The sequence below is a fragment of the Leptolyngbya sp. FACHB-711 genome (assembly GCF_014695615.1).
Lineage (GTDB): Bacteria > Cyanobacteriota > Cyanobacteriia > Elainellales > Elainellaceae > Leptolyngbya_A.
Window position 1 is genome coordinate 1 of the sequence record NZ_JACJOR010000424.1, and the last position, 12803, is coordinate 12803.

The window sequence follows — 12803 nt, forward strand, 5'->3', positions numbered from 1 at the left end:
ACCGCCTCAAGCAATCCATTCTCACGCCAGGAAACTACCATGCTTGCCTCTACGCTGGAACTATTAGAAACCGCTCAACGCAATATTTACGCGATCGGAGCATTCAATGTTTATAACCTGGAGGGGGTACGGGCAGTGATCGGTGCGGCAGAAGCAAACCGCAGTCCAGCAATGCTGCAACTCCATCCCAGTGCGCTGAAGTATGGCGGATCGCCCCTGGTTTTACTTTGTTTAGAATCTGCCCGAACTGCCTCTGTCCCCGTCTCTGTCCATCTCGATCACAGCACTTCTGCCAGCGCGATCGAGTTTGCCCTAGCGGCCGGAATGAGTTCGATCATGGCAGACGGCTCCCATTTGCCCTACGAAGAGAACCTTGCTTTTACCCGTGAAATGACCCAGTTTGCCCATGCCCAGGGCGCGATTGTTGAAGCGGAAATTGGCAGAATCAGCGGTACGGAAGATGGTCTATCGGTTTCTGAGAAAGAAGCCAAAATGACCGACCCAACTCAGGCAGGCGAATTTGTGCGGCAAACCCAGGTCGATTCATTGGCAGTCACAATTGGCAACGTCCACGGCGAATACCGCAGCGAACCCCGTCTGGACTTCGATCGCCTAATTCGCATTCGAGAAAGAGTCGGTCATGTCTTGCTGGTGCTGCACGGCGCGTCGGGACTGCCTGCCCCAATGATCAGCAAATCGATCGAACTGGGCGTTTGCAAATTCAACGTCAATACCGAAGTACGCCAGGCCTACATGACGACGATCGGCTCTGAAGCCTGCACTGCCCCCAAAGCCGACCTGCTGCCCTGCATGGAAGAATCGATCGCTGCGATGCAAGACGTGATTACCGAAAAAATGAAGCTGTTTGGCTCTGCAAACAAGGAACACCTGCACGAAACGCCATACGCGACGATGCTGGCAGCACAGCGATACCGCAAATAAGGGAATTCCCTTGAGGCTCAGGATGCCGTTCACAAAAGGAACCTTGACCAAACCGAGCCTCCGAGATCTCAAGCATGAGCTACTTTAGCAGTCTCTCTGCGATAGCTTGCCATTGGGATCGATCGTCCGGCAAATGCGAGCGGCTGCCAGATCAGTTCGCGAAAATTGGGCGCCCTTCAGGTTAGCTCCGGTGAAATCGACCGCCAACAAATCGGCTTGTCGCAAATCGGCTCGTTTTAGGTCAGCATCGCGCAGTACGACCGCCATCATCTTTGCGCCCTTTAGATTTGCGTTTTCCAGGTTGGCACGACTCAGGTTAACGCCTCTCAAATCCTCACCGCTCAGATCAACATTTTGGAGATTGCAGCCAATGCACGATCGCGTTTCAAGCAGCTGCATTTTAGGGTCAATTCGATCCGTTGGCACGACATTATCAGCAGAAACAGGAGACAAGAAACAAAAAAGTGCCAGGATTACAGTTGCGAATAGAACGGCAATTCTCATTGCGATTCCCCATTAGCAAATGAACGACAGATTTTTGTTTAGATTACCCTACGGAACGGCAAAAAATATCTCCTGGTGCAAGCGGGCTGTCTGGATGCAGTAAATGCCTGGATGCGGTAAATAACGTTTCGCGAAACGCCCTTATCGATGTGCGGCACGTCTAAAAACCCATTACCGCTTCACCTGCTCCACCTGATCGATCGCCTTTTCCGACCCGACAAGGGACACATAGGGCTGGGTGAAATAGCGGTTGGCGACTGCCTGAATGTCTTCAGCAGTGATCGTCGGGATTTGCTGCTGAAAGCGATCGTCGTAGTCGATGCCCAATTTCAGCGTTTCGTACCAGCCAGAGATTTGGGCAAGCTGAGCGTTGGTTTGTTTGCCGAGGGCGTATTGTCCCAGCAGCTTGTTTTTTGACGCCTGAAGTTCTTCGTCGGTGAGCTGAACGGTTTGCAGCCGCTCAACTTCCGATCGTAGTCCTTCCAGCGCAACGGCAGCATTATCTGGCGCAGTGCCGATATAGGCAACAAAGTGGGAGGTATCGATCCGGGTAGGATAGAAGGCAGACACTTCATAAGCCAGTCCTTGCTTTTCCCGCAGCTCGACAAATAGCCGACTCGATAGACCGCTTCCCAGATAAGTATTGAGTAGCTTCAGGGTTAAATGATCTCGATTGTGAACTTCGCTTGCTAGATAACCCAGCATCACGATCGCCTGCTGTGTGTCCTGGAGGGTTACAAGCCACTGTGGGTTTGGAGTCACGGGCGGCAGCTCCAGGGTGGGCAGGGGCAAGGGCGATCCGTCTGTTTGCAAAGGAAGTTCCCAGTCGCCCAACGTGCGATCGACCAGTGCCATTGCTTCATCGGGCTGAATGCGTCCGGCAATGCTAATCACCACATTATCGGGACGGAAGTAAGTTTTGTGATAATGATGCAGGTCTGCCGGAGTCAGGCTAGATACGGTTTCGGCGGTTCCTAATCCGGGGAGGGCATAGGGGTGCTCACCGTACATCGCCTGCCGTAACTGATTGTTTGCCACGGAAAAGGGCTGTTCCTGCATCGATCGAATTCCTTGCAGGGTGAGCCGCCGCTCTAGCTCGACTTCCATTTCGGGAAAGGCAGGCGATCGGAGTAGTTCTGCCGCCAGCTCTAGCATTTCGGGAAAGTCGCCCGACACAGTCTTGAGGCTGAGCAAACAGTAGTCTGACGCCGCATCGGTTCCCAAACTTGCCCCAACGGACTCAACCCGTTCGGCGATTTCCTGCGACGTAAGGCGATCGGTTCCTTTGGTGATCACGGCTGCCAGCAGGTGCGAAAGCCCTGCCTGAGCGATCGGCTCATAGCGTCCACCCGCCCGGATAAACACCCGCGCTGCCACAATATCGGCTGCCGCATTTTCAGTACACAAAACGGTCATCCCGTTGGGCAGGACAGCACGATGCACAATACGATTTTGCATTAAATTTCTCTCTTTCCCGACCCTAATTTTCCTGACTTTAGCAGGGCTTCAGCACCGTTACAGCATAGCGTAGCGGCGACAGGTATTGACGGGCAATGTTTCGCAGTTCCTCCGGTTGGAAGGATTGAATCACCTGCGGATATGCCGTCGCGATTTGCGGTTCGGCGATCGTGCTGTAGTAACCGTAGAGTCCGGCAAGTTGTCCTGCCGTTTCGGTTGAAAAGGCGTAGTCGTTGCAGAGCAATCGCTGATAGCGGTTTAATTCGCTGGGCGACGGGGGAACCTCAGCCAACTCTGCTAAGCGATCGCCAATAATTGCCTCGACCTGCCCCAGATGCTCCGGCTCTAACCAGGCAGTGATCGTAAACAGGCTCGAATCCTGCTGAAGCGAGAAGCTGCTCATAATGTCCTGCACCAGGTAGCGTTCTTCCCGCAGTTCGCGCACCAGTCGCGAGGTTCGCCCGCCTGCCAGCAGCACCGAAAGCAGATCCAGCCCGTAGGCACTCCGCAAATGGTCCACGCCCGGTCCTATCCAAGCCATCATCAGCCGCGCCTGCTCTAATCGAGGCAGATGAAGCTCCTGTCGGCGAATCTCAGTAATTGGCGGTTCGGCTTCGACCTCGGGCAAAGGACAGTTCGATCGCGGCGCAAACTGAGCAAAGGAACGGCTGACTATTTCCAGCGTCGGTTCCCATGCCACATCGCCGACAATCACCACTGTCATATTTTCCGGCTGATAGTGAGTGCGGTGGAAATGGCGCATTTCGTCGGGCGAGCGAGCGAGCAAAAGCTGAGCATCGCCCAGAATTGGACGCCCGTAGGGATGCCGCTGATAGATGTTTTCGACAAGCGACTGATAGCCGAGATAGTCTGGGTCGTCGAGCGATTGCCGAATTTCTTCTAAAACGACATCGCGCTCCAGATCAAACTCCTCGTCTGGAATCTGAGCATTCAGCAGCAAATCTGCCAGATGAGGCAGGGTTTCGGGCAGGTGAATCGCTGCTGTGTTAATGAAAAAATGGGCGTAGTCGTGGCTCGTTGCTGCATTGGTCATGCCGCCGCGACTTTCAATAATCTGATCAAACAAGCCGGGTGGAAGCTGATGGGTTCCCTTGAAAATCATGTGTTCTAGAAAGTGTGCCATCCCCGACCAGGGTTCCGGCTCCAAGATTGCCCCCGCCTTCACCCACACATCAACGGTAACTACTGGGGCGGCTGGCGTTTGCTGATGAATTAGCGTTAGCCCGTTACTAAATCGATACTGCTGCGCTGGAAACAAATGGGTCTGGAGCAATTCAGGAGTTAGGAGTGAAATCAAGATAGCTCAGCTTTGATTTTCAAGAGGATCGTGAACGTTCAGAAACATAGACTCCAATGGGCAATCAATCTCTTAAATAGCTAGGATAGCGTACTCTCAGGACAAGTCGGTTGATAGGATAAGAATTTATTCCTATCAGAATGGTAATTGATCGCCGTAACCCCTGTAGTTGATGAGTTTGACAAGCGATCGATCCACGAATCTCTGTCTAGCCTCTTCGAGCTTTAAAACAGCTACTAACCCTTTAGCAGCGGAATAATCCAGGCAAAAATCAGGCTAATTATTATGGCTGCCTCCAGCCCTCGATAGAGCATCGATCGCCTGACCCAAAGCAAACTGCTGGTATCACCTGACCGGATCTGAAACCACCATTTCTGAATGTGCGATCGCCACTGTTTTGGGCTTTCTTCAGGGCGAAATTTCCACTGCCAAATTGAGAGCAGTAAAGGCAAACCGCCTACTTTCGCGCTCATCAGCAGATGAATTGCCAGCGTCAGCACCATCACCACCCAGGAAATGAGGTGAACGGAGTACCAAGGATGATTCAGTTCGCCGCGAGGTAGCCAGCCTGAGTCCATCATCTTGCCGGAAAACAGCGCAAACGTGAGAGCCAGCAGCGACAGGGTATTCGCACCGCGATGCAGCGTATACCACCCAATCGGCGTATTAAATTGACTCAGTTTTGTGAGGGAATCAGGCTGAAGCAGGCGTTTTTGTCCGCGTCGCAGTGCGTAGATGGCAAACACCGGGAACAGCAGCAGCGCGTATAGTCCAAACGTGCCATGAATACCTTCGATTTCGGGAAAGTGAGGCAGTCCAATTCCGCCCCAGCGTTTGTCATAAGTGTCGTAAGTCCAGTAGGCAGTGACGATCGCCCCAATCACAAAAATTCCGATGAGTCCGTGGAGGATGCGGAGCAGGAAGGGCTGATAGGGTTGGGTGGGTTTCATAAAAAGTCGTTTGACCCGGCTTACGCACTGCACAAGCTTAAAATGCTTAAGCAGAAATCAATTGCAAATGCTTTATCCATCAATATAAATCTATCTTGCGGCGATCGTCCATGATGATTGGAATCTGAAAGCTGAACTCGCTAAAGTAGAGAACACTAGCAATCTTGATGTAATCCCTATCCTCAAATCCCATGATTACGGCAACGGAATATGCTCAGCGTCGCGCAACCCTAATGGCAAAGCTGGGAAAAGGAACGGCAGTGTTTCGCAGTGCGCCGCTGGCAACAATGCACAATGACGTAGAGTACAACTTTCGGCAGGACAGCGACTTTTATTACCTGACCGGATTCGATGAGCCGGGAGCCGTTGCCGTACTTGCGCCGCACCATGAAGAGCATCGATTTATTCTGTTTGTGCGCCCGAAGGATCTGGAGAAAGAAACCTGGTCGGGCTATCGAGTCGGAGTGGAAGCTGCCAAAGAACAGTTCGGCGCAGATATCGTGTATCCGATCGATGAACTTGAAGAAAAACTGCCCCAGTATCTCGAGCCAGCCGATCGCATCTTTTACTCGATTGGCCGCGACAAAGCATTTAACGAAACGATTCTGAAGCACTGGCAGCAGCTTTTGAGAACCTACCCCCGCAAGGGCTACGGTCCCGTTGCACTCGAAAATCCGATCGCCCTCCTCCACCCGATGCGGCAAATTAAAAGCGCAGCCGAACTGGATCTGATGCGAAAAGCGGCAGAAATTGCGATCGAGGCTCACCAGCGAGCGATGGATTTTGCGCGTCCGGGTCACTATGAATATCAGGTGCAGGCGGAAATTGAGCATACCTTTCGTTTGCAGGGGGCGATCGGTCCGGCTTATCCATCGATCGTGGCATCAGGGGAAAATGCCTGCATTCTGCACTACACCGAAAACACGCGCCAGATGCAGGACGATGACTTGCTGTTAATTGATGCAGGCTGCGCCTACGGCTACTACAACTCCGATATCACGCGCACCTTTCCGGTAAACGGCAAATTCACTGAGGAGCAAAAAGCAATTTACGAAATTGTGCTGGAGGCTCAGCGTCAATCGATCGCCCAGGTGTATCCCGGCAATCCTTACAAGCAAACCCACGATGTTGCAGTGCGAGTGATCGTAGAGGGATTAATTGATCTGGGACTGCTTCAGGGCAACATTGAGGAGATCATCCAAGAAGAGAAATACAAGCCGTTTTATATGCACCGCACCGGGCACTGGCTGGGGCTGGATGTGCATGATGTGGGCGTTTATCAGCACGGCGAAACACCCCATAGTCTAGAGCCGGGACAGGTGCTTACTGTGGAACCTGGAATTTATATCTCACCTCACATTCAACCTGCGGAAGGACAGCCTGCCGTTGATCCCCGCTGGCACGGCATTGGCATTCGCATTGAAGATGATGTGCTGGTGACACCGGAAGGATATGAGAATTTGACGGCAGGTGTGCCGAAGATGATCGAGGATTTGGAGCGTTAATTTGCACTAGCCGCCGTGCGTCCAGGCAAGCCAGCGAGACGTAATCGGCTTGAGCGACTGAAGCTGCCGGATACTGTACTCATCTGCCAGATTGCGAATGAGTTCTGCCTGCGTCGGGTAGGGATAAATCGTTTTGGCGATCGCTTTCAGTCCCAATCCATTCGTCATTGCCTGAGTGAAGAGCGTAATCAGTTCACCTGCCTGAGGACTGACAATCGTTGCGCCCAAGATGCGATCGGTTCCGCGCTTGAGATGGACTTTGGCAAAGCCGATCGTTTCACTGTCAACCACGGCGCGATCGACTTTGGTAAGAGGCTGGCACAGGGTTTCAACGGGAATATTTTGTGCCTGAATTTCTGCAAGATGCATTCCCACGTGGGCGACTTCGGGTTCAGTGTAAACGGTGTAGGGCATCACCAAAGAGTTAATATTTTTGCGTCCAATGCCGCCAACTGCGAACAGCGCATTCTGTAATAAAACTCGTGCGGCTGCGTTTGCGGCATGGGTAAATTTCCATTTCAGGCAGCTATCACCGACCGCATAAATTCTGGGATTGGTGGTTTGTAGATAATCATTCACCACAATGCCTTTATCGCTGTACTCCACATTAACGCGATCGAGGTTCATGCCGTCTACGTTGACCGATCGCCCGGTTGCCACCAGAATTTCATCAATGGTTATCTTCTGGGCTTGCTGATTTTGTTCGTATTCGATCGTCTTACCTGTGTCCGAACCATTCACACCCAAGATCTTACTGTTAAGCAGAATTTGAATTCCCGCCTGTTCAAGCTGCTGCCGAATAATCTCAGACGCATCGGGATCTTCCTGACTCAGAAGGCGATCGCCCCGCACAAACAGCGCCACCTGTGAACCTAGCCGCTGGAAGGTCTGTGCCATTTCGCAGCCGATATAGCCGCCGCCGATAATTGCCAGGTTTGCAGGGCGATCGGTGATTGAAAAGACGGTTTCGTTGGTGAGATAACCTGCGGCATCCAGTCCGGGAATCAAGGGAATTGAGGGGTAGCTTCCGGTGGCCAAGACAGCTTTTTTGAAGCACAGTGTTTTTCCGGCAACGGTGATACGGTCTGAGTCGGCAAAGCTTGCCATCCCAAAAAACACATCCACGCCAAACTCATCCTGAAAGCGACGGGCAGAATCATGCACGCTAATGTCCGATCGAATGCGCCGTAGCCGCTCCATCACTGCCGCAAAATTAACCTTTACCGCTCCGGTTTCGATGCCATAGTCTGCTGCCGATCGCGCAGTTTCTGCCACTCTTGCCGATCGAATTAGCGTTTTAGAAGGCACACAGCCCACATTAGTGCAGTCTCCGCCCAGCAAATGCTTTTCAACAAGAGCCACTTTTGCACCCAGCAAAGCCGCTCCCCCTGCCGTCACCAGTCCGGCTGCGCCTCCGCCAACTACAACCAGGTCATAGCGTCGGGCAGGTTCAGGATTGATCCAGTCCGGTGGATGCAACCGCTCAACGAGACGCTGATTGTATTGATCGAGAGGGGCAATGGGGACGGGAGAACGAAAGGAGTTAGAGACAGGGGCACTCATGATTTAAGTCCTGCGGCAGGGTTTGCAGTTGAGTCCGGCAGTCTAGGCTGTGAATGCTGATTTTGCGCCGTCACACCGTTATCGTATCGCACCGTAACTATGCACCCCTTGTTCGATAGGCTAATCCAATTGGTTGGAGTTGTCCTGATTCTAATCTCGCTGATTGATATTTATTTGATCGTGCTCTATCCCCGCAGCGGTAAGGGATGGCTGAGTACGGCGATCAGCAAAGGAACCTGGCGGCTATTTCAGCGAATTGCCAGGCTTGGAGCAGCGATTCAGCGATCGGAGCGATTCGGTGCAGCAATTTTATCGTTTTGTGGTCCAACCCTGCTGATTTTGGTGGTTTCTGCCTGGACTGTGCTTTTGATTGTAGGCTTTGCCTGCGTGTACTGGACAGAATTGGGGATGGAAATTCAGGCGAGCGAAGGTCTGACGCCGATTAGCTTTAGCACGGCGCTGTATTACAGCGGCTATGTCTTTACGACGCTAGGAGTGGGCGATTTGGTGCCGCGATCGGACTGGGTTCGGATCGTAACCGTGATCGAAGCAGGGCTGGGATTTGCCATTTTTACGCTCACTATTACCTACCTGATGGCGATTTACAGCGCGTTGAGTCAGCGAAATATCCTTGCGCTGATGCTGCACCACCGCACAATGGGAAAAGCCGATGCCGCCGAACTGGTTGCCCGCATGGGCGCAGCCGGAGACTTTAACGATGCCCGCGACGATGTGGCGAAAATTGCCGAAAGCTTGTTGACCCTGCTGGAATCACACCATGCTTATCCTGTCGTTCACTATTTTCGCTTTGAGAATGACCTGTATTCCCTCGCGCGAATTGTCTGGCTGGCAATGGATACGGTGACGCTGATTAATACGGCTCTTCATCCCGATCGCTATCGTGCCTTTATTCGTTCCACGGTTGTTGCAGGACTGGCAAACGGCGGACAGCATTTGCTGATGGAACTGTCTTATACGTTTCTGCCCCAGCGCAGCTTCAAAATGGCTGGAGAGGATGACTTTATTTTGCGACAGCGATATCTTCAGGCGATCGAGCGGCTACGCCAGGAAGACATTGAAACCGTGCCCGATGTCGAAGCAGGGGTTCAGGAATATATTAAAATGCGCCGTCGCTGGGAGCCTTACGTCATGGCGATCGCTCACTACATGGGCTACCGCTGGAATCAGGTTGCGCCCTCCGAAAGCAAAATTGTGCGCGAAACAGGCTGGACGATTGCTCCGCCGCTGATTTAATCAGAACCCGATCGGGCTGCGGTTACTGTTCAAGTTTTATCTGCTCAAGCTTTATCTGTTCAAGCTTTATATAAGGCTGGGTCTAAAATTCGCGAGAGCCTGGAACCGCATCAATAGAGCTTTAGTCATATCAATCATAGAAATTAAATAATACTAAAGAGTCTATTTTTGCCCTTGGTTCGCGAGTTACAACAGAACATAAAGGGATTAAGATTCTTCAATCTTCCTCTGCTGTTGATATTTGTTTACTGCCATTTCTTGTGAGGTTTACTGTGATCCCATCAAACCTGACTGAGCACTCTCTGCAAAAAACGCTCGATGCTGCTGCTGCCAAAACGATCGATCGCAAGCAGGAAATTGTTGCGCTGTTGAGCGATGAGCAGCCCAGGAAAAGCAGAGAAGTCGAGCAATCTTATCGTCAGTGCATCTGGTGGGAAGGCTGCTACTACTGCCAGGATGAGCAGCAAAACTGGCATCAGGTCAAGTGCTTCCTTTAAGCACCCCGAACTTCTTCCTACAATCTACTGGATTAATTGCCGCCACTCGCTCGATCGCCGGAGTTGCTGCACGTCAAACTTGCTGTGCCAGCTTTTAGAAAACTCGGCGAAGCAATTTGCCTAGTGAACGATCGCCTCTATTGGAGAATAGGCGGAATAGAAATAAGCCTGCTTAAGAAAGCGCACTGCCTCTGCCAAATGTCCGGTGTGGTAGAGATACTAGGCAAGCCAGACCAGCATGTTGTAGCACACCGAGTTCTCTAGCAGCCGAATTGATTCTGGCAGCTCACCCTGGGAAAAAAATTCAGCCAGAATGGCAGACAGAGATTCTGCCTGGAGCAGTTCTTTATGGGTGGCGTTGTCTTCGCGCTGCCGATAGCTAACCGTCACCTGCCACAGCCACTCTGCCTCACAGCGCGATCGCGCCAGCCAGAGCACCAGTTTCGTCTCTTCAGACATCGACAATCGCCGAGCGAATCCGCCTGATTGCAGCAGCCAATCTTGCCGAAACAGCATACCTGTCCTGATAATGCTGCAAAACAGCGGCTGTGTTATCCGTTGAACCATCATCAATCACAATCGCTTCATGCTGAGTCATGGTTTGCCGCAGCACGCTCTCAATCGCTTTGGGCAAGAATCGATCGCAGTTGTAGGTAGGAATGACAACGCTCACGTGGGGCTGACTCATTCTTGTTTTCCTTGTTCGATCGGCAACATCACTGAACGGGGAAAAGTCATTGCTGCTCTGGCAAGCGATTCCTCAAACCCTCTTTCCTATCCCAAGCTTCCCCACCCCAAGCCTTTGCAGTCTCTCCCCTGTAAACTGGTTTTCAGACCCCGGTTGATTCAATAGAATCGAAGGAGTCATTGCACAGTCGTTATCCCAAGCGAATTCGATCGTTTTTGAGAACCAGAGAAAATCTATGAGTGTAGCCGTTATCAAATTTTCTTCAGAAGATTGTGGACTGTGCCACAAAATGGCATTTTATGACCAGAAAGTCGTCTCAGAACTGGGTTTAGACTTTGTAGATGTCAAGATGCAGGATACTGCCACCTACCGCAAATATCGCAAAATTCTCCTGGCGCAATATCCTGATAAAGCAGAAATGGGCTGGCCCACCTACCTGATTTGTGCGTCGCCCGAAGCAGATTTCAAAATCATCGGAGAAGTGAAAGGGGCGCATCCTAAGGGTGAGTTTCGCACGAAGCTTCAGGAAGTTCTCGCTCAGAATGATTCTCCCTGAGCATTGCTCGAAATTCTGCCTGGGCGGATGGGCATCTTGGACATGTTGCCTTAGTAGGTTGCCTGATATGTTGCCTTAATCGATCGCCCGCAATGAGTTTTTGCGAAATTGATGAGAAACGTTTCCTGATCGATCTCAGTTCTTGCCCGGTCGTCTTGCCTTGGCTAATGATTTTTTGAGTCACTTTTTAATTTTTCACAGGGAAATTAGGCACCGCAAGAACTGATGATTTTCGCTATCCTAGCCCTCGCAGTACCGCAAGTTGCCTGCTAACGTAAATGCAATGTCTTCTCCCAACGATCGCCTGCTCAGAGAACCAGCTTCCTATCGTCTCACTGATCAAGCACCCTTCCGACCCGAAAGCCTTCTGTCTGATACCTGTGCGGCTGCGATTGAACTGGCAGAAATTGGCTGCTGGGAATGGCATCTCGATCGCGATCAGGTCTTGTGGAATCCTCAAGTTGCTCGCCTGCTTGGACTCTCTGCCGAAATCTCTCCCGTAATTTCCCCTGTCTCTTATTGCCAATGGCGCGATCGACTCCACCCAGACGATCAAGAACAGGTGAATCGCGCGATTAATACTGCACTCACCGATCGATCGAGCTACAGCATTGAATATCAGGTGCAGCACCTCGACAACCGAGTTCAATGGCTCTGTGAAAAAGGATGCTGGTACTACGATGCTCAATCTGTTCGTCTGGTCGGAATTTTGCAGGATATTACCGATCGCGTTCGTGCCAAAGCACAGCTTCAGCAGCAGCAAGATTTTCTTCGTACCGTCATTGATACCGATCCCAGCCTGATCTTTGTGAAAGACCTGGAAGGACGCTATGTGCTTGCGAATCAAGCCTTAGCAGATTACTACAGCACTACAGTCGAAGATTTAATCGGCAAAAAAATTGCAGATCTGGTCGAAGATCCGCACCTCGTGCAAGAATTTATGGCCCAGAATGCCGCAGTCATTCAAAACCGACAGCCCCTATTTATCGCCGAAGAGGAGATCGCGATCAATGGGCAGCAGCAATGGTATCAATGGCAAAAGCGCCCCCTTTTCCTTGCCGATCGCAACACCTATGCCGCATTAGGAATTGGCGTCAACATTACTAAAGCCAAACAGCGCGAAGCAGCCCTTGAGCAGATGCAGACCGACCTCCAGCAGCTTAATCAAGAGCTAGAACGGCGGGTTCAGGAACGCACTCACGCCCTGGAACGCTCCCAATTGACCCTTCGGCAGAGCGAGGAGCAGCTTCGCAGCATTTTTGAAAATGCCCCGATGGGAATCATAATCTTCGATGTGCAGGATCAGTACAAACTGGTGCGCTACAATCCCGCGCACCGACAGCTTCTAGGCTATGACGATGCGGAAATGTCCAGTCTTACCCTGAGGGATATTACTCACCCCGAAGATCTTGAACCGGATCTCCAGCGGGTTGATACCTTGATGAACGGCGAACAGACCAGTTTTCAAATGGAAAAACGCTTTATTCGTAAACAGGGCGAAGTCATCTGGTGCAATGTAACGGTCGCACTGATGCGTGATTCTCAAGGTCATCCACTTTACAGTCTCG

General features: G+C 51.6%; 13 protein-coding genes. 6 read left to right on the forward strand and 7 right to left on the reverse strand.

What is annotated here, in order from left to right:
* On the forward strand, positions 1-942 hold a 942-nt coding region (locus tag H6F80_RS18815; protein WP_242067445.1), incomplete at its 5' end, for a class II fructose-bisphosphate aldolase.
* An 84-nt stretch (positions 943-1026) separates the two neighbouring features.
* On the opposite strand, the gene H6F80_RS18820 is transcribed toward H6F80_RS18815, so the two are convergent.
* From H6F80_RS18820 to H6F80_RS18835, 4 genes are all read right to left on the reverse strand, one after another.
* The gene (locus H6F80_RS18820; RefSeq protein ID WP_206755094.1) at positions 1027-1368 is read right to left on the reverse strand and encodes a pentapeptide repeat-containing protein; all 342 of its coding nucleotides are present in this window, start codon (positions 1366-1368) and stop codon (positions 1027-1029) included.
* 249 nt (positions 1369-1617) lie between these two features.
* The gene (locus tag H6F80_RS18825; RefSeq protein WP_190793060.1) at positions 1618-2904 is read right to left on the reverse strand and encodes a M16 family metallopeptidase; all 1287 of its coding nucleotides are present in this window, start codon (positions 2902-2904) and stop codon (positions 1618-1620) included.
* A gap of 37 nt (positions 2905-2941) precedes the next feature.
* A complete protein-coding gene (locus tag H6F80_RS18830; protein WP_242067446.1) occupies positions 2942-4222 on the reverse strand; it encodes a M16 family metallopeptidase in 1281 nt (426 codons plus the stop codon).
* 236 nt (positions 4223-4458) lie between these two features.
* Positions 4459-5172 carry a cytochrome b/b6 domain-containing protein gene (locus tag H6F80_RS18835; RefSeq protein WP_190793061.1) on the reverse strand — a complete coding sequence of 238 codons (714 nt, stop codon included), beginning with the start codon at positions 5170-5172 and terminating at the stop codon, positions 4459-4461.
* Between the two features lie 191 nt (positions 5173-5363).
* Here H6F80_RS18835 and H6F80_RS18840 point away from each other — a divergent pair, with 191 nt between their 5' ends.
* A complete protein-coding gene (locus tag H6F80_RS18840) occupies positions 5364-6677 on the forward strand; it encodes an aminopeptidase P N-terminal domain-containing protein (protein ID WP_190793062.1) in 1314 nt (437 codons plus the stop codon).
* 6 nt (positions 6678-6683) lie between these two features.
* Here the strand turns inward: H6F80_RS18840 and H6F80_RS18845 are convergent, their stop codons facing one another.
* Complete coding sequence (locus H6F80_RS18845; RefSeq protein ID WP_190793063.1) at positions 6684-8240, reverse strand: mercuric reductase; 1557 nt, start codon at positions 8238-8240, stop codon at positions 6684-6686.
* 99 nt (positions 8241-8339) lie between these two features.
* Between H6F80_RS18845 and H6F80_RS18850 the strand changes: the two genes are divergently transcribed.
* Positions 8340-9494, forward strand: a complete 1155-nt coding sequence (locus H6F80_RS18850; RefSeq protein WP_190793064.1) for a potassium channel family protein — start codon at positions 8340-8342, stop codon at positions 9492-9494.
* A gap of 272 nt (positions 9495-9766) precedes the next feature.
* Positions 9767-9991, forward strand: a complete 225-nt coding sequence (locus H6F80_RS18855; RefSeq protein ID WP_190793065.1) for a hypothetical protein — start codon at positions 9767-9769, stop codon at positions 9989-9991.
* 219 nt (positions 9992-10210) lie between these two features.
* Here the strand turns inward: H6F80_RS18855 and H6F80_RS29210 are convergent, their stop codons facing one another.
* Both H6F80_RS29210 and H6F80_RS29215 read right to left on the reverse strand, forming a co-directional pair.
* Entirely contained in the window at positions 10211-10450 is a 240-nt protein-coding gene (locus H6F80_RS29210) for a hypothetical protein (protein WP_199296680.1), read from the reverse strand.
* Positions 10443-10679, reverse strand: coding sequence for a glycosyltransferase family 2 protein (locus tag H6F80_RS29215; RefSeq protein WP_199296681.1), 237 nt, complete (start codon positions 10677-10679; stop codon positions 10443-10445). The genes H6F80_RS29210 and H6F80_RS29215 overlap by 8 nt, the downstream gene beginning before the upstream one ends.
* Before the next feature lie 235 nt (positions 10680-10914).
* Here H6F80_RS29215 and H6F80_RS18865 point away from each other — a divergent pair, with 235 nt between their 5' ends.
* Both H6F80_RS18865 and H6F80_RS18870 read left to right on the forward strand, forming a co-directional pair.
* Positions 10915-11235 carry a thioredoxin family protein gene (locus tag H6F80_RS18865; protein WP_190793066.1) on the forward strand — a complete coding sequence of 107 codons (321 nt, stop codon included), beginning with the start codon at positions 10915-10917 and terminating at the stop codon, positions 11233-11235.
* 283 nt (positions 11236-11518) lie between these two features.
* Positions 11519-12803: PAS domain-containing protein (locus H6F80_RS18870; protein WP_190793067.1), on the forward strand; the 1285-nt coding region annotated here is incomplete at its 3' end.

Coding starts and splice junctions, on each gene's coding strand:
- H6F80_RS18825 (WP_190793060.1), bottom strand. CDS start 2,904: ATGCAAAATCGTATTGTGCATCGTGCTGTCCTGCCCAACGGGATGACC.
- H6F80_RS18835 (WP_190793061.1), bottom strand. CDS start 5,172: ATGAAACCCACCCAACCCTATCAGCCCTTCCTGCTCCGCATCCTCCAC.
- H6F80_RS18840 (WP_190793062.1), top strand. CDS start 5,364: ATGATTACGGCAACGGAATATGCTCAGCGTCGCGCAACCCTAATGGCA.
- H6F80_RS18845 (WP_190793063.1), bottom strand. CDS start 8,240: ATGAGTGCCCCTGTCTCTAACTCCTTTCGTTCTCCCGTCCCCATTGCC.
- H6F80_RS18850 (WP_190793064.1), top strand. CDS start 8,340: ATGCACCCCTTGTTCGATAGGCTAATCCAATTGGTTGGAGTTGTCCTG.
- H6F80_RS29210 (WP_199296680.1), bottom strand. CDS start 10,450: ATGTCTGAAGAGACGAAACTGGTGCTCTGGCTGGCGCGATCGCGCTGT.
- H6F80_RS29215 (WP_199296681.1), bottom strand. CDS start 10,679: ATGAGTCAGCCCCACGTGAGCGTTGTCATTCCTACCTACAACTGCGAT.
- H6F80_RS18865 (WP_190793066.1), top strand. CDS start 10,915: ATGAGTGTAGCCGTTATCAAATTTTCTTCAGAAGATTGTGGACTGTGC.